Here is a 21,357-nt window from a genome sequence, read left to right on the forward strand (position 1 = left end):
AAGTTTAAATCAATATTCGAGCCTTTGCGATCCCCGAGATGTCGTGAAAGGAAGGGGCTGTTAACGCCTATCTTCGGGAAGATCAGGTCGCAAGGTCGGATCGACCCGTAACCCATCGGCGGGGTCGTTCTCGGCCAGAGGTTCGAGAATTTCCGGCTCCACATCGATCGGCTCTTCTTCCGTCGGCGCGGGGCGCAGATCCGATGTTTTTAACGCCGGACCCATCAGGTCGATGGCCGGGTTGGAATGCTGTGGTTCATCCTCGGCGGGCAGATCGTCACCGTGAAAGATCTCGCGCAGGGGCGTGGAAAGGAAGGCAGCCTGGGTCTTCTCGGAACGCTCCAAGCGGTGCATCATCCGTCCGGCCCAGGCTGGGGTCTGCTCGGTGATGGCGGGCAGGGGGCCCAAGGGCAGATCCAGGATCTTGTGCAGATCGGCAAGGGTGGTGCTTTCCGCGTTGCGGGCCAGAACCCAGCGGTTGTTCTCGGTGCGGGTGATGTAGTCCTCGTCGGCCAGAAGGTCGAGCATGCGGTCCACTTCCATGTCCCCGGCTCCGGCGGCGTCGATCAATGTGCGCCTCTGTATATCGCCTCCCTCGCCGTGGCTTTTTTCGTCCATCAGCTTGAGCAGGTTGGCGGCCAGCCACAAACGCCGACCATGTTCCGAGAATCCCTGATTGAGTAAATGATGCCGTCCGCGCCGTTCGGCGAGGGTCGCTGTTACCGTGGCCCCGAACAGGATGACCGCCCAGGACAGGTACATCCAGATCAAGAAGATGGGGATCGACGAGATGGCGCCATAGACCGCCTTGTAGGACGGAAAGGAAATCACATAGAGCGCGAAAGCCCAGCGCAAAAAGGCAAACAACAGACTGGCCACGACCGCCCCGGTGAGCGCGTGTTTCCAGTTCACCGGCCGGTTGGGCATGGCCATGTAAAACAGCATGAAGGCCAGCATGGTGATCAGGGTCGGTCCGGCGATGGCCAGCTTGCCCAGAGGACCGGCCAAGGCTTCGGCACCATCGAACTTGAGCAACGTGGTCACATAGCCCGACAGGGTAAAGGATGATCCCAGCAGCACCGGGCCCAGGGTCAGCAGCGCCCAATAGATCAAAACACGCACCAGGATCGGGCGCGGGCGGGAAACTCGGAAGATGCCATTCATGGCGCCTTCGATGGTCGAGAGCAAAAGCAGGGCGGTGACCGCGAAGCCGACCACGCCCACGGCCCCCATCTTGCCCGCATTGGACAGGAAATTGTTGAAATAGACTTCGATCTGGTCGCGATCCTGCATCACCAGGTTATCGAGCAGAAAGGCGAGAATCTGTTCCCGGACCCCTTCGAACCCGGGGAAGGCAGCCAACATGGCAAAGGCGATGGTCAGCAGCGGGATGAGCGACAGCAAGGAGGTGTAGCTCAACGACGCGGCCTGGCGCAGCCCCTGGTCATTTTTGTAGCGCGCCAACACCTGGCCCGGTAGGCCCAGTGGCGCGGCGGATTTCAATTTTGCCTTCGGTGCCTTGGCTTTTGTATCCTGGCTCACGTTGGATCACTCCCCTGATATCCCCGACGGCCATCATATAGGCTCTTGGCCGCCGGGGGGAAAGGGGGAAGAGGTAAACCGATTGCCTCAATGCGGAATCGGTCTTTAGAATGCCCTCCCATGAAACAGTATCTGGACCTTCTCAGACACGTCCGCGAAACCGGCGTCCATCGGGGCGACCGCACGGGCACCGGCACCCAGGGGGTGTTCGGCTACCAAATGCGCTTCGATCTGAGCGAAGGCTTTCCCTGTACCACCACCAAAAAGCTGCACTTGAAGTCGATCATTCACGAGTTGCTCTGGTTCCTGGCCGGTGACACCAACATCCGATATCTCAAGGACAACGGGGTCAGAATCTGGGACGACTGGGCCGACGAGAACGGCGAGCTGGGCCCGGTTTACGGTCATCAGTGGCGCTCCTGGCCCACGCCCGACGGCGGCACGGTGGATCAGATCGCCAGCGTGGTGCGGCAAATCCGCGACAACCCGGAATCCCGGCGGATCATCGTCAGCGCCTGGAACGTGGCCGACGTGGACCGCATGGCCCTGCCGCCCTGCCACTGCCTGTTCCAGTTCTATGTGTCCGAGGGCAAACTCTCCTGCCAGCTCTACCAGCGCTCGGCGGATATCTTCCTCGGCGTACCCTTCAACATCGCCTCATACGCCCTGTTGACCATGATGATGGCCCAGGTCACCGGCCTGAAGCCGGGGGAGTTCGTCCATACCTTCGGCGATGCCCATCTCTACAGCAACCACCTGGAGCAGGCTGACCTGCAATTGACCCGCGCCCCCCGGCCTTTACCGACCATGACCCTCAATCCCGCGGTGACGGATATCTTCGGCTTTCGGTATGAGGACTTTGAACTGAGCGGCTATGACCCGCATGGGCATATCAAGGCGCCGATTGCGGTTTGAGACGACCTACATATCGAGCCTCACAAAAAGGTGATTCCCTCCTGGTGAATGGTTATGTAATAAAATAACCAGTTCATCACGCGGGCCGCATGCCCGAGCAAAGGAGTGTATTCCATGACCCGTTTGGTTCCCTATATCACCATGGCTCTGCTGATGCTTGGCGGGCTGCTGTTTGGTCTGATGGCCAACCCGGCCCTGGCGGCCAATGCCCATGGCTTTACCTTCGTCTCCATCGATGGCGATCCGCTGCCGCTGGCCAAGTACAAGGGCAAGGCGTTGCTGGTGGTCAATACCGCCACTGAATGCGGCAATACCCATCAACTGGGCGATCTGCAAAAGCTTTGGGAAACATATAAGGACAAAGGTCTGGTGCTGGTCGGTGTGCCGAGCGACGATTTCGGCCAGGAACCGCGTGATAACAAGGCCATCAAGGATTTCTGTGAAACCAATTTTTCAGTGGATTTCCCCATGACCGAACTGACGGCCATCAAGGGCGCCAAGGCTCATCCGTTCTACAAACACGCGGTGGCGCAGTTGGGTGACAAGTCCGAGCCCAGTTGGAACTTCCACAAGTTCCTGGTCGGCCCGGATGGCAAGATGGTGGACTATTTCGGCACCGGGGCCCAGCCCCTGGGCGGTAAACTGGAGCAGGCGGTACAGGCGGTGCTGCCCTAAAGTCCGATTTCGAGCCTGTGGCGACACATGCTTCGACAAGCTCAGCATGAGGGCCTTTGGACTTTCAACATGTTAGCCTCACCCTGAGCTTGTCGAAGGGCGAGGCGGGCCGTAGGACATTACTTTTTCAGCAGTCTGAGCGGGAGCCTCAGGTCTCCCGCTTTTTGCCGTCCAGATCTTTTTCTGCCTTGGAAGCCGCCACGCGGTCTTTCAATTTTTCAACCTTGCCGCGCCCGAACTTCGCCCGGTTTGCCGCCGCTTTTTTTTCCTTGGCGGCGCGGGCCTTTTGCTTGCGCGCCTGACGCAGATTGACCAACTCGGCCATGCCCTAGCTCATGCCCGCGAAGGCCTCGTCGATGGTGGCCCGCAGGTCGTCATAGGTATTTTTGGCCGGATATTGCGGGAACTCGGCCACCACGTTGTCCGGGGCGTGGAACAGGATGCCCTGGTGGGCTTCGCCGAGCATGGTGGTGTCGTTGTAGGAATCCCCGGCGGCGACGGTGAGGAAGTTCAGCGCCTTGAAGGCCTTCACCGCCTCGCGCTTATGATCCTTCATGCGCAGTTTGTAGTCGGCCACGCGCCCGTCATCGGCCACTTCGAGGCTGTGGCAGAACAGGGTCGGCCAGCCCAACTGACGCATCAAGGGCTTGGCGAACTCCTGAAAGGTATCGGAGAGGATGACCACCTGATAGGTCTCGCGTAGGGAATCGATGAACGCCCGGGCGCCCTCCAGCGGCCCCATGGCGCCGATGACCTCTTCGATGTCCGGCAGCTTCAGGCCATGGGCATCAAGGATCTCCAATCGGCCGCGCATCAGCACATCGTAGTCGGGTTCGTCGCGGGTTGTGCGCTTGAGTTCCTCAATGCCGGTGCGTTCGGCGAAATTGATCCAGACTTCGGGGACAAGCACCCCTTCCAGATCGAGGCAGACGATACGCATGATGGGGTTCCTCCCGCTGACCAATGGTTCCGGTCGGGGTATAGCCCGATCAGGACAGCAACGGCAAGAGGTCCTGAAACACCTGATGGAACATGGCCTCGGTCAGCCGTCCCGTATTGGTGTTGTAGCGCGAGCAATGATAGCTGTCGGCCAGGATGAGACCGCTCGAAAGGCGATACTGGGAGCCATGCTTGAACGGCCAGGCGGATTTCTTCTCGCCCAGAGCGCTCAGTACCGCCCCATGGGACAGGCCGCCGAGACAGAGCACCACGCGCAGGTTTGGCATGGCGGCCATTTCGTCGATCAGGAATGGGCGGCAGGCGGTCACTTCGGGCCCCGTCGGCTTGTTTTCCGGCGGCACGCAGCGCACCGCGTTGGTGATGCGGCAGTTGACCATCTCCAGGCCATCGTCGGGATCGGCGCCGAACGTTCCCTTGGCCAGCCCGTGGGCAATGAGTGTGGGATAGAGCAGGTCTCCGGCCCAATCGCCGGTAAAGGGACGTCCGGTGCGGTTGGCCCCACGCAGCCCCGGCGCCAGTCCGGCTACCAATAGAGTCGCATCCAGGCCGCCGAAGGCTGGAACCGGCGCGTTGAACCAATCGGGATGAGCGTCCCGCTGTTCGCCCAGAAAAGCGCCCAGACGAGGGCAGCGCGGGCAGTCCCGCGCCGGGTCTTGGTAGGATACCATGGAAAACCGGTTCAGGCCGTGCGGCGGTAGGCGTCCGGGTCTTTCTGCCCGACCGAGTCTTCATCGCTCTCCAACAGGCTGTCGTAGCCCCGGTCCAGGTCGTGGCCCGGTCCGTGGATGGCGGCCTGACCGCTTTCCCCGTTTTGAGTGGGGTGCGGACGTTCTTCGCGATTTTGATGATGCGCATGGCCACCCTGGGAGGAACGGGCAATCACCGGCTCAAGATCGGTCAACTCAATGAACGTATCGGCCTGGCGGCGCAGTTCGTCGGCGACCATGGGGGGCTGGGAGCGGACGGTGCTGACCACGGTTACCCGCACGCCTTTACGCTGCACCGCCTCCACCAGACGGCGGAAATCGCCATCCCCGGAGAACAAAACGATATGGTCCAAGCGATCAGCCATTTCCATAACGTCGATGGCCAATTCGATGTCCATGTTGCCCTTGATCTTGCGGCGACCGGCGGAATCGGTGAACTCCTTGGTCGGTTTGGTAACCATGGTATAGCCGTTGTAATCCAGCCAATCGACCAACGGCCGAATGGGGGAATACTCCTGGTCTTCCAGCAGGGCGGTGTAGTAGAAGGCCCGGATCAGGTGACCCTTGGAAGCGAAATGCTCCAACAGGCGCTTATAGTCGATATCGAAGCCAAGAGCCCGGGCGGCGGCATAGAGATTGGATCCATCGATGAATAGAGCAACACGTTCTTGCGGATAAAAAGCCATTGGATTTTTCCTTAATGTATAAAAACATGAAACAAGCGTCGGTCATCCGATTCATATACCTTCGGATGATGGCTACCTGCCTATTAGGTAAGTATTTCATTGTCGCAACGCAACCCTTGTTTTGGCGATTTTCTCCGGGATCGACGGCATGATTTTGATCGGTATTGGAGCCAATCTGCCTGCCCAAGGATTCGCCACGCCGCGGGACACCTGCGAGGCGGCCCTCGTGCGGCTGGCGGAAGGAGGGGCGGTCCGTGTGCTGCGCTGCTCCACCTGGCGGCGCACGGCCCCTGTCCCAAAATCGGATCAACCTTGGTACGTAAATGGTGTGGCGATCTTGGAAACCTCATTGAATCCGATGGCCCTTTTGGACCATTTGCTCGCCACGGAGCGCTCGTTCGGGCGGGTGCGCACGGTGCCCAATGCGGCACGAGTCCTGGACCTGGATCTCCTGGCCTATGATGATCACCGGCTCGATGGACCCGCGCCGTTGATCCTGCCCCATCCGCGCATGGTCGAACGGGCCTTTGTCATGCTGCCCCTGGCCGAGGTGGCGCCGGCGTGGCGCCATCCGCTGTCTGGCGAGGTGGCATCGGAGATTGCCGCGAGGTTCTCCGGGGCGCCAGGCATTGAACTTCTGGCGTGAGACCGGAGAAATCCTTATATTCAATGGACGGAAGAGGCACGCGGGGCCTTGCGTTGCGGCGGTGGCGCCGTATATAGTGCCCGGCCCGCGAAAGCGCCCCCTTTATCAGACGTTCTTTGATGGGACGTCCAGACGTTCTAGGAGCCCGAACGAACCATGGCACGCGTAACTGTCGAAGACTGTATTGTCCAGGTCCCCAACCGTTTTGAGCTGGTCATGATGGCCGCCCAGCGGGCGCGCAACGTTTCGGCTGGCGCCAGCCTGACCGTTGATCGTGATAACGATAAGAACCCGGTGGTGGCGCTGCGTGAGATCGCCGAAGAGACGGTCGATCTTGGCGCCTTGGAGGCCAGCCTGGTTCAGGGCCTGCAACGCCATGTGGAGAACGACGAACCGGCCGAGGAAGAAATGGATCAGCTGGCCGTGACCCAGGAACTGGCCGACGAGACCACGCCGACCGCGTCGGAGGAAATCGCCGAAGACGTCTTGTCGGTGCAAGACGAGACCCCCGTGGAGGAGCCGACCGAGGGTGACGCTCAGGACTAATCAAGCCGCTACGCTCCCCCGCATGGTCGGGATAAAACGATGATCCGGCAATTTGAACTGGTCGAGCGGGTCAAAGCCTACGACCAGAATGCCGACGAAGACGCGCTCAACCGCGCCTACGTGTTCGCCATGAAGGCCCACGGCTCGCAGAAGCGGGCCTCTGGCGATCCTTATTTCTCCCATCCCCTGGAAGTGGCGGGAATCCTCACCGGCTACAAGCTGGACGCGGATTCCATTATCACCGCGCTGCTCCACGACACCATCGAAGATACTGAGGCCTCCCAAGAGGAGATTGTCGATCATTTTGGCGAGAGCATCGGCCGTTTGGTGGATGGCGTCACCAAGCTGACCCGTATCGAACTGCCCCAGGGTACCGATCAGGCCAATACTCAGGCGGAAAACTTCCGCAAGCTGGTTTTGGCCATGTCCGACGATATCCGTGTGCTGTTGGTTAAGTTGGCTGACCGGCTGCATAACATGCGCACCCTTGGCTATGTCAAGAAACCGGAAAAGCGTCGCCGGATCGCCCTGGAAACCATGGAGATCTATGCTCCGCTGGCCGAGCGCCTGGGTATGCAGGAACTGAAGAACGAACTGGAAGACTTGTCCTTTGCCGAGCTCAATCCCGAGGCCCGGGAATCCATCCTGGCAAGACTGCAGTTTCTGCGTGAGCATGACGAAGATCTGGTGCCCCGCATTCTGGCCGAACTGGAAAAGGTCTGTGCCGACGACGGGTTGAAGGTAACCGTGTCGGGGCGCGAAAAATCGCCTTATTCCATTTGGCGCAAAATGCAGCGCAAGAGTGTCGGCTTCGAACAGCTCTCGGACATCATGGCCTTTCGGGTGTTGGTGGATGACATGGGCGAGTGCTATCAGGCCCTGGGGACCATCCATAGCAAGTATCCGGTGGTGCCGGGCCGGTTCAAGGATTACATCAGCACGCCCAAGGCCAATGGTTACAAGTCCCTGCACACGGCGGTCATCGGCCCTTTGAAGCACCGTATCGAAGTACAGATCCGCACCCGTGACATGCATGATGTGGCCGAGAACGGCGTTGCCGCTCATTGGAACTACAAACAGGAAACCGGCAATACCGAGGGCCGCCGTTATCGATGGCTGCGCGAGCTGCTGGATATCCTTGAGCATGCTGCCGGGCCGGAGGAATTTCTCGAACATACCAAACTGGAAATGTTCGATGACCAGGTATTCTGCTTCACACCGAAGGGCGACATCATCAACCTGCCCCACGGCGGGACGCCGGTGGACTTTGCCTATGCGGTGCATTCGGAGGTGGGGGATACCTGCGTTGGCGCCAAAGTCAACGGGCGCATGGTGCCCCTGCGCACCGAACTGCATAACGGCGATCAGGTGGAGATCGTTACCTCGCGGGCACAGACCCCGTCGCCGGAATGGGAGCGCTTTGTCGTATCGGGCAAGGCCCGGGCCCGCATCCGTCGACTGACCCGGGTTCAGCAGCGGGATCAATATGCGAGCCTTGGTCATTCCATGCTTAAAAAGGCCTTCCGCGAGGAAAGCTATGATCTGTCGGAAAAGGGCCTGGAACAGGTCTTGAAGAAGTTCAAGGTGCAAAGCGTCGAAGATCTTGCCGCCGAAGTGGGGGCGGGGAACATTGTTGCTCGGGATGTGGTCCATGCCGTCTATCCCGGGACCCGCGAGGATTTCAAGCGCCGCTTGAAAATGGCCCTGCCGCTGGCCCGGGTGCGCCAACGGCTGACCCGTGGCGACAAGGAAAAGACCGCGGGGGTGCCCATCAACGGGTTGATTCCCGGTATGGCCGTGCATTACGCGGGCTGCTGCCATCCGCTGCCCGGGGATCGCATTGTCGGTATCATTACCACCGGCAAGGGTGTCACCATTCATACCATCGACTGTGAAAATCTGGCCTCCTATTCCGAGGAACCGGAACGCTGGCTTGATGTTTCCTGGGATCAGGAAGGCGCCACCGTCGATCATGTGGGGCGGATTCAGGTCACCTTGTCCAACGAAGTGGGCAGCCTGGGCAACATGACCACCCTGATTGCCAAGAACCAGGGCAACATCTCGAATCTGAAGATCACAAAAAGATCTATGGATTTCTTCGATATGCTGGTGGATATAGAGGTGCACGACGTCAAGCATCTGACCAACATCATCGCGGCCCTGCGTGCTGCGCCCTCCATCAATTCAGTGGATCGGGCCCGGGGGTAGGAACGCGAACCTCGGCGGAGAACCCAAATGAGCCGACCTCTGCGTCTCGGCGTGAATATCGATCATGTGGCCACTATTCGGAATGCCCGTGGCGGGCGTCACCCGGACCCGGTCCGGGCGGCGGAGCTGGCGGCTCAAGCCGGAGCCGACGGAGTCACTGCCCATTTGCGCGAAGATCGTCGGCATATTTCTGACGTGGATATCACCCGTCTGGTTTGCGATGTGGATCTGCCGCTGAATCTGGAAATGGCCGCTACCGACGAGATGGTTGGCATTGCGCTGCGTCACAAGCCCCATGCCGCCTGTATCGTGCCGGAAAAGCGCGAAGAACGGACCACCGAAGGTGGCCTCGACGCCGTGGGCGGTCACAACCATCTCGCCCCAATCATCACACAATTATCCGAGGCCCATATCCGGGTCTCGCTCTTCATTGAGCCGGACCGGGCGCAATTGGAAGCCGCCCACCGGCTGGGTGCCCCGGTGGTGGAACTACATGTGGGCGCCTATTGCGATGCGGAGGATCTGGACGAGCGAGCGGTGCTGTTGTCGCGCATTGTCGAAGCCGCCGCCATCGCCGAGGACCTGGGCCTGGAATGCCATGCCGGGCACGGGTTGACTTATGAGACCGTGGAGCCCGTGGCGGCCATCCAGAGCATCGTCGAATTGAATATTGGCCATTTCCTGGTCGGAGAGGCGATTTTCATCGGCTTCGAGGAAAGCCTGCGCGAAATGCGCCGCCGCATGGACATCGGGCGCGCTCGCGGATGATTTTGGGTATCGGCACGGATCTGGCGGATATTCGCCGCATCGAAGGCAGCCTCGAACGCTTTGGCGACCGATTTACCGACCGGATCTTCACCGAGCGGGAACGGGAAAAGAGCCTGCGCAGAGCCAACCCCGCCGCCGAGTTGGCCAAGGCCTTCGCCGCCAAGGAAGCTTGCGCCAAGGCCTTGGGGACAGGATTCCGACGGGGGGTATTCTGGCGCGATCTGGCAACCGGCAATCTGCCGTCCGGTCAACCGACCTTGACCCTGACAGGGGGGGCGGCGGTGCGTTTGGCGGAAATGGTGCCCAAAGGCATGGTGCCGCGCATTGATTTGTCACTCAGTGACGAATATCCCATGGCCCAGGCAATGGTGGTGATTTCCGCTGTTCCTGGTGGCACGGCTTGACAGGAATCCCCATGCCTGTATTGATCACCGCGCCGGAGCGACCGGTGGACCGAAAGAGAGCAGACAAGCATGGTTGACGATCTTCCCGAACTTTCCTCTGAAGAAGCGCCAGGCACTTCCCCCGCGGACGCGGGCGGCTGGGGCGAGACCGTGCGCACCATCGCCTATGCCCTTGGCATCGCCGTGCTGATCCGGACTTTTGCCTATGAACCTTTCAGCATTCCATCCGGTTCCATGATTCCCACCTTGCTGGTGGGGGATCATTTGTTCGTCTCCAAGCTGTCTTACGGCTATAGCCGCTATTCCTTGCCCTTTGGCGTGCCCCTGATTCCCGGGCGTATTCTGTCTGACGATCCCGTACGCGGCGACGTGGCGGTGTTTCGCAAGCCCACCGATACCAACCAGGATTACATCAAGCGCATTGTCGGATTACCCGGCGACCGCCTGCAGGTGGTGCGCGGCATTCTGCATATCAACGGTGAACCGGTGAAGCGCAAGCGCATCGAGGATTTCATCGACCGAAGCAACGACGGCAGCGTCAAACGCATTCCGCAGTATCTCGAAACCCTGCCCAACGGGGTCGAGCATCGGATCCTGGAAGCATGGGGCGATCATGGCCCGGCGGACAACACGCCGGTGTTCAAGGTGCCCGATGGCCACTATTTCGGCATGGGCGACAATCGCGACAATTCCACCGACAGCCGCTTCCCGGACGTGGGCTTCATTCCGGCGCAGAATTTGGTGGGGCGGGCCGATGTCATGTTCTTTTCCAAGACGTCTGATATGGACTGGTGGGAACTATGGAAGTTGCCCGCCAATCTGCGCTACGACCGCTTTTTCATGGGGATCGATTGAGCGCCGAGTGGCCACGAGGGGATCTGGAAAAGGCCATTGGCCATCGTTTTTCAGATTCCGCTCTTCTGGAGAGGGCCTTGACCCACTCCAGCCTGATTTCCGGTATTGGCTCCAACGAACGGCTTGAGTTCCTGGGAGACCGGGTCTTGGGGTTGGGAGTCGCCGAACTCCTATATCAACGCTTTCCCGACGAGGAAGAGGGGCCTTTGGCCCGCCGCTTCGCTGCGGTGGTCAGCCAGCCCGCCTTGGCCGACGTGGCACGGTTGCTCAACCTGGGTCGCCATCTCAATTTGGCGCGTTCCGAAGAGGATGGCGGCGGGCGGGACAATCCAGCCCTCTTGTCCGATGCCTGTGAGGCCTTGATCGCGGCACTCTATCTCGACGGTGGCATGGAGGTGGCTTTGACCTTCGTACGACGTCTCTGGGCGCCGTTGATCGATGCCGACCTCAGCCCGCCCAAGGATGCCAAGACGGCCTTACAGGAATGGGCACAGGGGCGGGGCAAGTCTTTGCCTCAGTACCGTGAGGTGGGGCGGGACGGCCCATCACATGCGCCGGTTTTCACCATGGAAGCCTGTGTCGAGGGCCTGGGACAGGCCAGGGCCAATGGCACATCGAAGCGGGCGGCGGAACAGGCCGCGGCCGTGCTGCTGCTGAATCAAACGGAGGATTTATGACCGATACCCGATGCGGCTTCGTGGCAATTCTCGGCGCGCCCAACGTGGGCAAGTCGACTTTGCTCAATCAATTGGTCGGGGCCAAGGTCTCTATTGTCTCGCCCAAGGTGCAGACCACCCGCACGCGGGTGCTGGGCATCCGCCTGGAAGGTTCGTCCCAACTGGTGTTCATCGACACGCCGGGGATCTTCGAGCCCAAGCGGCGGCTGGACCGGGCCATGGTGGCGGCGGCCTGGGGCGGGGCGGCGGATGCGGACTCCGCCATGCTGTTGGTGGACTCGGCACGGGGCATCGACAAGGACACACGGGGCATCATCGAGCGTCTGGCGGAATCGAAACGACAGGTTCTGCTGGTCCTCAACAAGGTCGATCTGGTGAAGAAGCAGGACTTGCTGACCTTAGCCGCGGAACTGCACGAAACCGAGCTGTTCAGCGATACTTTTATGGTCTCGGCTCAGACCGGCGACGGGGTGACGGATCTGGCCGCATTCCTCGGCGCCCGGGTGCCCGAAGGTCCTTGGATGTTCCCCGAGGATCAGATTTCCGACATGCCCATGCGGCTGCTGGCCGCCGAGGTAACGAGAGAGAAACTGTACCTGAATCTGCATCAGGAATTACCCTACCATGCCGCGGTGGAAACGGAATCCTGGACCGAAAAGCCCGATGGCAGTGCCGAGGTGCGACAGGTAATCTATGTGCAACGGGACGGCCAAAAGGGCATTGTTCTTGGTAAGGGTGGTAAAAAAATCAAAGCTATAGGGGCTGCTTCTCGCTTAGAGCTTGAAGCGATGCTGGAGCAGAAGATTCATCTGTTTCTGTTCGTCAAGGTGCGCGAGAAATGGGGCGACGACCGGGAGAGATTCAGCGAGTGGGGCCTGGACTACGACGCCTGATCGGCGTTAAGCCCAATCCGGCGAGGGCATGGTCTGATAGCCGGCCCGCAGGGTCTCCGACCACTGGGTTGAGAGCTCCTGAAAATAGGGGTCGTTGTCGTCGATACGTTTTTTCAGGCCGATCTCCAAGGCACCCTTGCGATAGACCACCAAGTCCAGCGGGAATCCCACCGACAGGTTGGACCGCACGGTGGAATCCATGGAAAGCAAGGCCAGCTTGACCCCATCCTTGACCGTGGTTTCGCCGAAAGCCAGCGCCCGGTCGAGAATGGGTTTGCCGTATTTATGCTCGCCGATTTGCAGGAACGGGGTGTCTTGGGTGGCGGCGATGAAGTTCCCCGCCGCATAAACCTGCGCCAGCCGCATGGTCCGCCCGGCCAATTGCCCGCCGATCAGAAAGGTGGCGGCAAAGGGCATGTCCTGGGCACGCAGGGCCTCGGCATCTTCGTCATAGACCTGACGCACGGCGCGACCGACCAGCCTGGCGGCCTGGAACATGGAAGGCACCGTATACATGGTTTCCCGCTCGCCCTTGGGGTCACCGGCGGGAGGCAGGCCTTCCTCGACCAGATTGACCACGGCCTGGGTGATGGCCAGATTTCCGGCGGTCATCAACACGATGACCCGGTCGCCCTTCTTTTCCCAAATATAGGTCTTTGAATAGGTGGAGATATTATCCACCCCGGCGTTGGTACGGGTATCGGCCAGCATCACCAATCCCTCGTCCAGGTACAGCCCGACGCAATAGGTCATTTTCAGTCTCTCGTCTTGTCCCGTGGTTCGCGCGCGTTGCACCGCGTCGTCCCCCTGTTTCCCCCAACCGGCGCGGCTATTGGTTCGAACCGCCCGATTGAGCCACCCGAACCGTAACGGCCAGGGCTTCTTCGCCACCGCCCCGTCGGACACCGCGCACCGGGGCCGCTTCCCGGTAATCCAGGCCGACCCCGACTCGGACATAATGATCGGTGGCACAGACCCGGTTGGCAACGTCAAAAGCAATCCAGCCGATATTCGGCACCAAGGCTTCGGCCCAGGCATGGGAGGCCTCGGTTTCCTCGCCGGAATCAGTGTGCAGGAGATAGCCCGAGACATAGCGCGCGGGGATTTCCAAGGAACGTGCGGCGGCAATAAACACATGCGCATGGTCTTGGCAGACCCCGGCGCCGTTGGCCAGGGCCTCGACGGCACTGGTCGAGGATTCCGTTTCGCCGGTCTGATAGTCGATGGCGTCGCGGATCGCGCCCATCAGACGGTGCAGGCAGTCCAAGGTATTCTCCGAAGCGCTCTCGGCGACCTTGGCCAGAGCGCGGATTGCCCCGTCCGATTTGGTCTGTTCGGTTGTGCGCAGATAAAACAGAGGCGGGAAAGGTTCCATGGTGCCGCGGACGACTCCGTGGGTATCGGTGGTATCCACCTGGCCCCGCACATGGATGCGCACTTCGTCATGGGGACGGTCGATGACCAGGGTATGGGTGACGTTGCCGAAGCTGTCGGCAAAGGCCTGCAACTGCCCGGCCCCCTGGGCTTCCACCGACCATTTGCGCAGAATCTGGCCGTCAAAGGGCTGGGGTGTCAGGCGCAGGCTCTGGATGGAATAGCTGACCGGGCTGTCGTAGGAATAGACGGTCTCGTGGTCGATGGTGATATGCATGGCCGCCGCTCCCTATAGGTAGAAATGATAGTTGTCGGCGATTTCCATGCCGAGGGCGTTGTTGCGGGCCAGGAAGTCGGTCAGGTACTCATGCAGGCCGTTTTGAAAAACATCTTCGATCCGGGAGTAGGTCAGTTGGGAATGCAGCTTACCGGCCAACCGGTGGCAGTCGTAATGCCGGCCCGCTTCTCCGTCAATGGCCTCCAGATAGCGCACCACCTGAGACAGGGAGTAGACCAGCGAACGCGGCATTTCCTGGCGCAAAATCAGCAGTTCGGCCACTTTCCAAGGAGTGATGGAATCCCGGTAGACCCAATGAAAGGAACCCAGGGCCGAAACAGACCGTAAGATCGTTGACCATTGGTAATAGTCCGCCGAGCCGCCCACCGGGTCTCCGGCGGGTAGGAGAACATGGTATTTCACATCGAGGATTCGCGCTGTGTTGTCGGCCCGCTCCAAAAATGCCCCCAGGCTGATAAAGGAGAACGCCTGATCACGTAGCATGGTGCCGAGCATGGCCCCGCGAAACAGGGTCGAGCGAGTTTTGACCCAATCCAGGAACGGCAGCAGGTCGTCGCGCCGCAGATTTTTGCGCCAACGTCCGTCGAATTCAAGCCAGGCATCGTTGAGGCTTTCCCAAATCTCGCTGGTGAGCGCGGTGCGCACGGCGCGGGCATTGGTGCGCGCGGTCTTCAGACAGGCATGGATGGAGGAGGGATTGTCTTCGTCGAGGATGATATAGGCGATCACCGATTCCAAGGTGGCCTCGCCGTGTTTTTCAATCAGCCCTTTTTCGCAGGCTGCCGTAACCGCTGAAGAGCGCCATTCATTGCGGGTGCCGCCGCTTTCCCAGTTGGGCATCTGGCTCATGCGGTAGCCCACTTCGAGAATGCGGGCGAGGTTCTCGGCCCGCTCCATATAGCGACCCATCCAATAAAGGTTGGCTGCGGTGCGACTAAGCATCGGTGGCCTCCGACGCGAAAGGGGACCGATGATCCTGCAAGATCCAGGTATCCTTGGTGCCACCGCCCTGGGAGGAATTGACCACCAGGGATCCTGAACGCATGGCCACGCGGGTCAGTCCGCCGGGCACCAATCGCACCCTGTCGGCCCCCACCAAAACGAAGGGCCGCAAATCCACATGGCGCGGCGCATAGCCGTCGGCGACGAAGGTCGGGCAGGTGGACAGGGCCAAGGTAGGCTGAGCGATGAACTCCGCCGGGTCGGCCTTGATCCGCTCGGCATAGGCGCTGCGCTCCTCGGGTGTCGCCTTGGGACCCACCAGCATGCCGTAGCCGCCGGATCCCGCCACTTCCTTGACCACCAGTTCGTTCAGGTTGTCCATGACGTATTTGTAGTCGTCGTCCCGGGCGCACCAGTAGGTGGGCACGTTCTTCAGCAGCGGTTCCTCGCTCAGATAAAACCGGATCATGTCGGGGACATACATATAGATCGCCTTGTCATCGGCGATGCCGCCGCCCACGGCGTTGGCCAACGTCACGCCCCCGGCCCGATAGGCGTTCATCAATCCGGGCAACCCCAAGGCACTGTCGGGGCGGAAGGCCAGCGGATCGAGAAAGGCATCGTCAATGCGGCGATAGATGACATCGACCCGCCGGGTGCCGTGGGTGGTGCGCATATAGACCCGGTTGTCCTTGACGAATAGGTCTTGGCCTTCGACCAGATCCACGCCCATTTTGTCGGCCAGGAAGCTGTGTTCGTAATAGGCTGAGTTGTAGAGCCCGGGGGACATCACCACGACCGTGGGTTCACCGTCGCAGGCCATGGGGGCGACGGAGCGCAGGCTTTCGTGCAGGTCGTCCGGGTAGCGTTCCACCGGCGCCACCAGATGGCGGCTGAACAGGTCCGGGAACAGCCGCATCATCACTTCGCGATTTTGCAACATGTAGGAGACACCCGACGGGGTGCGGGTGTTGTCTTCGAGGACGTAGAATTCCTCTGGGCCGGTGCGCACCAGGTCGATCCCGGCGATATGGGTGTAGATGCCACCCGGGACCGCCACACCGCGCATTTCCGGCAAGTAGGCCTTGTTATGCAGCACCAAGCGTTCCGGGATCTTGCCGGCCTTGATGATCTCCCGGTCGTTGTAGACGTCGTGCAGGAACATATTGAGCGCCTTGACCCGCTGTTCCAGCCCGCGCGACAGGAATTCCCATTCGTTGGCCAGCAGGATCCGAGGCACGATGTCGAAAGGAATCAGCCGTTCCGGGTCGCCGCCTTCGCCATAAACCGCAAAGGTAATGCCGATGCGGCGGAACAGGGCCTCGGCTTCACTCTGGCGGACTTTCAGCATGTCCCGGGGGGCGGCGATCATCCAATCGGCCAACGGCTGCATGCCGGGGCGGGGACTGCCGTCAGGCAGAATCATCTCGTCGAAAAAGTCGATGGGCGGTGGCTCGATGGTGGTCATGGGGGCCTATGAATCCCTGTCATTCGAGAGAACCCTTCGCAAATGCGGTGCCAGTTTTCAAAGGGCGGAAAAAAGCCTTCTCAGGAATCAATCGGCGCAATGCTGCATAAATATTAGCCTGAGTACTGGAATGTGATTAAAAAGTGCGCATTGGCGAGAGGCGCTGTTCCTGCGCCGGGGTTCCGCTACAATACCGCCATGGAATGGACCGACGACGGAATCGTCATCTCATTGAAGCGTCACGGGGAGTCCTCGGCCATTGTCGGGGTGCTGACCAAGGAGCATGGCCGCTGCGCAGGATTGTTGCGGGGAGCGACCGGAAAGCGTCTGCGCGGGGTGGTGCAGCCGGGCAACCGGGTGCGGGTGCGCTGGCGGGCCAGGCTGGCCGAGCACCTGGGAACTTGGAGCCTGGAACCCACCGGCAATGCGGTGACGGCCTTTTTGTTGTCGGACCCGGTGCGGCTGGTTGCCTTGGGCAGTGCCTGCGCGCTGATCGAGGCCTGCCTTCCGGAACGGGAACCCCATCCATCGATCCAACGGGCCTTGGACCTGTGGTTGGACCTTTTGGTGAGCGATGGGCCTTGGGCCGGGGCCTACGTGAAATGGGAACAAGGGCTGTTGGCGGAATTGGGGTTCGGTTTGGATCTGACCTCCTGCGCCGCCACGGGCGCCGTTGATGACTTAATCCATGTGTCGCCCAAATCGGGCCGGGCGGTGTCGGCGGAGGCAGGGGTCCCCTACAAGGACCGCCTGCTGCCATTGCCTAAGTTCTTATTGCAAGAGGGCGCCGCGGGGGATCCCAAACAGGTCCGGGATGGCTTGACGTTGACCGGCTATTTTCTCGATCGCCACCTTTTCCATGGCGAAGGGTTGCCCGCTGCCCGACGGCGGTTCTTTAGCCTTTTTTAGATCGGTATTGATAGGGTCGCGTGGGTTTGCCGGGTTCAAACGGATCCAAAAAGCATTAGCAATTGGGTTGGGCGGCGAAGCGCTGGAATAGGCTGGGTAGGGCGTCGATCCACTGTTGTATCATCACCGGATCCAGATCCCCGTCGATCAGATCCTGTTTGTCGTTGATGGGAGTGGCATAGGTTTCTTCATAGGATTCGCGGCTCAGATCATCGGCGCCGGTGAAGCGAATCAGGGCAGCATGGGCCGATGGATTGCGGGAAAACAGGTCTTCCGAGGCAAGGGTGGTGACGCGATCCTTGCCCGCGAAAGATTCCGCCAGGCCATTGAAGAGTGTCTGAAAGAAGAGTGACCAGGCGACCTGCTGGTGCTTCGGGTCGCCAACCATGGCGCATTGGACATAGGGCAGCATGTCCATGGTTAGTATGGAGCGGGGCCCCAATTGGCCGTCGTATTGGGATTTCTTCGACAGCCATGACCGGGCAACCTTGGCCGGATCCCGTTGCAAATGGAGGAAGCGAACCTCCTCGAACAGCAGCATCCAGGTGGGCCACCAAGTGCTCCAGGCATGGGCGACCATGGTCAAGGGCCGGTCCAAGGTCAGGGCGACGCGAAAGTCCGGGGCTAGAAAATGCATCAGGGTCTGGATATCCAGGGCGATGGAATCAGCATCGATGCGGCCCGTGACCAAGCGATAAAACATCTCGTGTTTTTGTTCGTGATGCCACAGGGTCCAGGCGGGCCGACTCATATAGGCGCCATTGCGATGAAGGGCATAGAGCTGATGGGACGTTTCCAGATAGGTCTGCAAGGCCAGCGTGCCGCATCGTCCGGTGGACAGGACCACGCGAGGGGCCTGTCCCTTGGCCTTGAGGTGATCGAATAGGGATGCCTGTTTTTCGAACGGGGAGAGAATGCGTTTCAGATCGAGAGTTCGGCCCAGCGACAGGTATTGAGCGGCATGGGCAGCCAGAGTCCGGGGGGCGGGAATGGGGATACGCCCGCCTAAAAAAGGTGTGGTCAACATGGCGCCATAATAGGGAGGGGCGGAAGAATGGCAAATGGTCTGGCCCTGGTATCCCACGCCGGAGCATGGTATATGGCGCAGATAACACCAACCGGATTGAGACCAGGAACAGCGCCATGACAGATGTCGTGATTTACCAGCCCGCCAAGAATGCCATGCAGTCCGGTCGGGCGAACTCTCGTCAATGGGTGTTGGAGCATGAGGCCGAGGTACCCCGTTCCGCAGATCGAATGGTCGGATGGATCGGCTCCAACGATACCCAAACGCAGGTCAAACTCAAGTTTGACAGCCAGGATGCGGCCATTGCCTATGCCGAGCGTAATGGGCTTGGCTACCGTTGCATCACGCCGCAGCCGCGCAAGGTGATTGTCAAGAATTATGCGGACAAGTTCGCCTATAACCGGGTTCGTTGACCCTCCCGTATTCACGGCAATCAAAGTGGCCCCGTAGCTCAGCTGGATAGAGCAGCGGACTTCTAATCCGCAGGTCAGAGGTTCGAATCCTCTCGGGGTCGCCATTACTTTACCCATTGTAACAATTGAGTTTAGAGGCGGATTGCTGTGTTCAATTCAGGCGGTGCCGCGGGTTTTAATTCTGAAGCCGGTTGATCGGCATGAGCCGGGCTCGCTTGGGTGAAAAGTACGGACGAAAGTCCGCCATGATCAAGCATTGTTCACGCTTGATCTTTGCGTAACGGCATATTTTCTTTCTCAATGTATGCTGATACCCTGCACTTCCGTTGACGATCTCCAGCATAGGATTCCCTAGAATTGATCCCAATACCTTCCCGCGTGGATCTATCGGCTTTCGCGATGGACAGCGGAGATCTGGAAATCAAGTACGGCCTGCCCGGCAATATAAACTTTTGTAATTCATGCGTGATTTCCAATCAGAAGCCGACGTCGGAAATCGAATTTGAGCATACACGTAAAAAACGAAAGTCTACGGTCGCCTTTGATGACCAGATGGTCTGCGATGCTTGCCATACGGTGGCGAAAAAGGAGAAAACTGACTGGGAATCGAGAGAGCGGGAGCTTGTTGATCTTTGTAATCGCTATCGTAGAACAGATGGGCGATATGACTGCCTTGTACCTGGTTCGGGAGGCAAGGACAGTTTCTATGCGGCACATCTGCTTAAATACAAATACGGCATGCACCCATTGACGGTTACCTGGGCGCCGCACCTCTATACCGATTGGGGTTTTCAGAACTTTCAGGCCTGGATTCACGCTGGATTTGATAATTTCAAGATGACCCCTGACGGGCGGACTCATCGATTGCTGACCCGCCTGGCATTGGAGAACTTGTTCCATCCCTTTCAGCCTTTCGTTATCGGGCAGAAGGTCTTGGCACCCAAAATGTCAGTGTTGATGGATATCCCACTGGTTTTCTTTGGTGAAAATGAGGCGGAATACGGAAATCCAAGATCCGACAATAGCTTCAGCCAACGGGATCTGTCCTACTTTACTTCTGATCGTCAATCCGAGGTCGTTCTCGGGGGGGTGCCCGTCCGGCAGCTTATCGAGGACTACGGTATTCAAGCTTGTGAACTTGAACCCTACAAGCCGAGTGACCCGGAAGCGATCCGCAAGACAAAAACGGAAGTTCATTATCTGGGCTACTATGTGAAGTGGCACCCTCAATCAGCCTATTACTACGCTGTGGAACATGGTGATTTCGTTCCCAGCCCGGAGAGGACACCGGGGACCTATTCGAAATACAATTCGATCGACGACCGTATCGATGACTTCCACTACTATACGACATACATCAAATTCGGCATCGGTCGTGCCACGTACGACGCCGCCCAGGAGTGCCGGTCCGGGGACATTTCGCGCGACGAGGCTATGGCACTGGTTCGCAAATACGATGGTGAGTTTCCCGAGCGCTTCGCCGATGAGATCTTTCGCTATCTCTCCATCCCTGAGAAACAGTTTCCGCGTGCCCACAAGATGTTTGAGCAGCCGGTCATCGATCGCCAATATTTCGACCTTCTTGCCGACAGTTTCAGATCCCCGCATATCTGGGCCCATGCGGACGGCCAATGGAAACTGCGTAAAACCGTCTATGGGCATCTGGCCTGATGTCGCTGGCGCTGCGTCTCATTGCCCGCCTCGATGTGAAAGGCCCCAATCTGATCAAGCCCGTTCAGTTGGAGGGGGTGCGCAAAGTCGGCGACCCAAAGGCTTTTGCCGGTCGCTACTATGAGCAAGGGATCGATGAAATCCTCTACATGGACGCCGTGGCGAGCCTCTATGACCGGGAGACGCTGGTGGAGATCGTTCGGCATACGGCAGAGCGTGTCTTCGTCCCGATCACGGTGGGTGGCGGCTTGCGGACGATCGATGATGTTCGGGAAATTCTGCGCGCTGGCGCAGACAAGGTTGCGATCAATTCCGAAGCGACCCGCCGCCCGCAGTTCATTACCGAAGTCGCGCAGACATTTGGGTCTCAATGCATGGTCCTGCAAATCGATGCCAAAGCCGATGGGAAAGGCAAATGGGAGGCCTACAGGGACGGGGGCCGCGAACATACCGGGCTTGATGCCGTGGCCTGGGCGATACGGGGCTGCGAGTTAGGCGCCGGTGAAATTCTCGCAACGGGAATTGACCATGAAGGGATGCGTCGCGGCTTTGATATTGACCTCACCCGACAGGTTTCCGAGGCGGTACCAGTGCCCGTTATCGCTTCCGGCGGAATGGGGGCCTTAGCGCATCTCGTCGAGGTCGCGGAAAAAGCCAAACCGAATGCCGTCGCCATGGCCCATGTTCTTCACTACGGGGAGATGTCTTTGGGCGACGTTCGCTCTGGTGCTCTGGATGCCGGATTGCCTGTTAGGAGAGCTTTTAGTTGACCG

24 protein-coding genes and 1 tRNA gene are annotated in these 21,357 nt (G+C 59.5%); 15 read left to right on the forward strand and 10 right to left on the reverse strand.

Features of this window, described 5'->3' with window-relative positions:
- Positions 1-60 precede the first annotated feature (60 nt).
- Positions 61-1,542, reverse strand: a complete 1,482-nt coding sequence (locus MGMAQ_RS19485) for a YihY family inner membrane protein (RefSeq protein ID WP_052716235.1) — start codon at positions 1,540-1,542, stop codon at positions 61-63.
- 120 nt (positions 1,543-1,662) lie between these two features.
- On the opposite strand from MGMAQ_RS19485, the gene MGMAQ_RS07905 reads away from it, so the two are divergent.
- Positions 1,663-2,457, forward strand: coding sequence for a thymidylate synthase (locus tag MGMAQ_RS07905; protein ID WP_046021111.1), 795 nt, complete (start codon positions 1,663-1,665; stop codon positions 2,455-2,457).
- A gap of 114 nt (positions 2,458-2,571) precedes the next feature.
- Positions 2,572-3,132 carry a glutathione peroxidase gene (locus tag MGMAQ_RS07910; RefSeq protein ID WP_052716236.1) on the forward strand — a complete coding sequence of 187 codons (561 nt, stop codon included), beginning with the start codon at positions 2,572-2,574 and terminating at the stop codon, positions 3,130-3,132.
- A 148-nt stretch (positions 3,133-3,280) separates the two neighbouring features.
- Here MGMAQ_RS07910 and MGMAQ_RS20095 read toward each other — a convergent pair whose 3' ends face one another.
- From MGMAQ_RS20095 to MGMAQ_RS07925, 4 genes are read right to left on the reverse strand one after another with little or no spacing between them, the layout of a single operon-like run.
- Complete coding sequence (locus tag MGMAQ_RS20095; RefSeq protein WP_065814684.1) at positions 3,281-3,457, reverse strand: DUF4169 family protein; 177 nt, start codon at positions 3,455-3,457, stop codon at positions 3,281-3,283.
- A gap of 3 nt (positions 3,458-3,460) precedes the next feature.
- Positions 3,461-4,072, reverse strand: coding sequence for a bifunctional phosphoserine phosphatase/homoserine phosphotransferase ThrH (gene thrH, locus MGMAQ_RS07915; RefSeq protein WP_046021112.1), 612 nt, complete (start codon positions 4,070-4,072; stop codon positions 3,461-3,463).
- Between the two features lie 49 nt (positions 4,073-4,121).
- On the reverse strand, positions 4,122-4,760 hold the full coding sequence (locus tag MGMAQ_RS07920; RefSeq protein WP_046021113.1) for a uracil-DNA glycosylase: 639 nt from the start codon (positions 4,758-4,760) through the stop codon (positions 4,122-4,124).
- Positions 4,761-4,771: 11 nt separating this feature from the next.
- Positions 4,772-5,485 carry an NYN domain-containing protein gene (locus MGMAQ_RS07925; RefSeq protein ID WP_252508698.1) on the reverse strand — a complete coding sequence of 238 codons (714 nt, stop codon included), beginning with the start codon at positions 5,483-5,485 and terminating at the stop codon, positions 4,772-4,774.
- Between the two features lie 121 nt (positions 5,486-5,606).
- Here MGMAQ_RS07925 and folK point away from each other — a divergent pair, with 121 nt between their 5' ends.
- From folK to era, 8 genes are all read left to right on the forward strand, one after another.
- Entirely contained in the window at positions 5,607-6,131 is a 525-nt protein-coding gene (gene folK / locus MGMAQ_RS07930; protein ID WP_252508699.1) for a 2-amino-4-hydroxy-6-hydroxymethyldihydropteridine diphosphokinase, read from the forward strand.
- Between the two features lie 156 nt (positions 6,132-6,287).
- A complete protein-coding gene (rpoZ, locus tag MGMAQ_RS07935; protein ID WP_046021115.1) occupies positions 6,288-6,677 on the forward strand; it encodes a DNA-directed RNA polymerase subunit omega in 390 nt (129 codons plus the stop codon).
- 39 nt (positions 6,678-6,716) lie between these two features.
- Positions 6,717-8,885 carry a bifunctional (p)ppGpp synthetase/guanosine-3',5'-bis(diphosphate) 3'-pyrophosphohydrolase gene (locus MGMAQ_RS07940; protein ID WP_046021116.1) on the forward strand — a complete coding sequence of 723 codons (2,169 nt, stop codon included), beginning with the start codon at positions 6,717-6,719 and terminating at the stop codon, positions 8,883-8,885.
- 27 nt (positions 8,886-8,912) lie between these two features.
- Complete coding sequence (locus MGMAQ_RS07945) at positions 8,913-9,653, forward strand: pyridoxine 5'-phosphate synthase (protein WP_046021117.1); 741 nt, start codon at positions 8,913-8,915, stop codon at positions 9,651-9,653.
- Positions 9,650-10,057 carry a holo-ACP synthase gene (gene acpS, locus MGMAQ_RS07950; RefSeq protein ID WP_046021118.1) on the forward strand — a complete coding sequence of 136 codons (408 nt, stop codon included), beginning with the start codon at positions 9,650-9,652 and terminating at the stop codon, positions 10,055-10,057. The genes MGMAQ_RS07945 and acpS overlap by 4 nt, the downstream gene beginning before the upstream one ends.
- Positions 10,058-10,126: 69 nt before the next feature.
- Positions 10,127-10,912: a signal peptidase I gene (gene lepB / locus MGMAQ_RS07955; protein WP_082085332.1), complete on the forward strand. Its 786-nt coding sequence runs from the start codon at positions 10,127-10,129 to the stop codon at positions 10,910-10,912.
- The gene (rnc, locus tag MGMAQ_RS07960) at positions 10,909-11,589 is read left to right on the forward strand and encodes a ribonuclease III (protein ID WP_046021119.1); all 681 of its coding nucleotides are present in this window, start codon (positions 10,909-10,911) and stop codon (positions 11,587-11,589) included. Before lepB ends, rnc begins: the two co-directional genes overlap by 4 nt.
- Entirely contained in the window at positions 11,586-12,482 is an 897-nt protein-coding gene (gene era / locus MGMAQ_RS07965; RefSeq protein WP_046021120.1) for a GTPase Era, read from the forward strand. The genes rnc and era overlap by 4 nt, the downstream gene beginning before the upstream one ends.
- A 6-nt stretch (positions 12,483-12,488) precedes the next feature.
- Here era and MGMAQ_RS07970 read toward each other — a convergent pair whose 3' ends face one another.
- From MGMAQ_RS07970 to MGMAQ_RS07985, 4 genes are read right to left on the reverse strand one after another with little or no spacing between them, the layout of a single operon-like run.
- Complete coding sequence (locus MGMAQ_RS07970; RefSeq protein ID WP_371258393.1) at positions 12,489-13,277, reverse strand: peptidase; 789 nt, start codon at positions 13,275-13,277, stop codon at positions 12,489-12,491.
- Between the two features lie 34 nt (positions 13,278-13,311).
- Positions 13,312-14,133, reverse strand: coding sequence for a transglutaminase family protein (locus tag MGMAQ_RS07975; RefSeq protein ID WP_046021122.1), 822 nt, complete (start codon positions 14,131-14,133; stop codon positions 13,312-13,314).
- A gap of 12 nt (positions 14,134-14,145) precedes the next feature.
- Positions 14,146-15,096 carry an alpha-E domain-containing protein gene (locus tag MGMAQ_RS07980; protein WP_046021123.1) on the reverse strand — a complete coding sequence of 317 codons (951 nt, stop codon included), beginning with the start codon at positions 15,094-15,096 and terminating at the stop codon, positions 14,146-14,148.
- Positions 15,089-16,564, reverse strand: a complete 1,476-nt coding sequence (locus tag MGMAQ_RS07985; RefSeq protein WP_046021124.1) for a circularly permuted type 2 ATP-grasp protein — start codon at positions 16,562-16,564, stop codon at positions 15,089-15,091. The genes MGMAQ_RS07980 and MGMAQ_RS07985 overlap by 8 nt, the downstream gene beginning before the upstream one ends.
- 150 nt (positions 16,565-16,714) lie before the next feature.
- Between MGMAQ_RS07985 and recO the strand changes: the two genes are divergently transcribed.
- On the forward strand, positions 16,715-17,473 hold the full coding sequence (gene recO / locus MGMAQ_RS07990; protein ID WP_371258394.1) for a DNA repair protein RecO: 759 nt from the start codon (positions 16,715-16,717) through the stop codon (positions 17,471-17,473).
- Between the two features lie 55 nt (positions 17,474-17,528).
- On the opposite strand, the gene MGMAQ_RS07995 is transcribed toward recO, so the two are convergent.
- Positions 17,529-18,500 (reverse strand): hypothetical protein, encoded by a 972-nt coding sequence (locus tag MGMAQ_RS07995; RefSeq protein ID WP_148560898.1) that lies wholly within the window; start codon positions 18,498-18,500, stop codon positions 17,529-17,531.
- A gap of 116 nt (positions 18,501-18,616) precedes the next feature.
- On the opposite strand from MGMAQ_RS07995, the gene MGMAQ_RS08000 reads away from it, so the two are divergent.
- The 4 genes from MGMAQ_RS08000 (at position 18,617) to hisF (ending at position 21,354) form a co-directional block, all read left to right on the forward strand.
- Positions 18,617-18,913, forward strand: coding sequence for an ETC complex I subunit (locus MGMAQ_RS08000; RefSeq protein ID WP_046021127.1), 297 nt, complete (start codon positions 18,617-18,619; stop codon positions 18,911-18,913).
- Between the two features lie 27 nt (positions 18,914-18,940).
- Positions 18,941-19,017 (forward strand) — tRNA-Arg (locus tag MGMAQ_RS08005).
- 274 nt (positions 19,018-19,291) lie between these two features.
- A complete protein-coding gene (locus MGMAQ_RS08010; RefSeq protein ID WP_252508700.1) occupies positions 19,292-20,584 on the forward strand; it encodes an N-acetyl sugar amidotransferase in 1,293 nt (430 codons plus the stop codon).
- Positions 20,584-21,354 carry an imidazole glycerol phosphate synthase subunit HisF gene (gene hisF / locus MGMAQ_RS08015; protein ID WP_046021128.1) on the forward strand — a complete coding sequence of 257 codons (771 nt, stop codon included), beginning with the start codon at positions 20,584-20,586 and terminating at the stop codon, positions 21,352-21,354. The genes MGMAQ_RS08010 and hisF overlap by 1 nt, the downstream gene beginning before the upstream one ends.
- Positions 21,355-21,357: the final 3 nt, after the last annotated feature.

It is taken from the genome of Magnetospira sp. QH-2, from assembly GCF_000968135.1.
In the GTDB taxonomy this organism is placed as follows: domain Bacteria; phylum Pseudomonadota; class Alphaproteobacteria; order Rhodospirillales; family Magnetospiraceae; genus Magnetospira.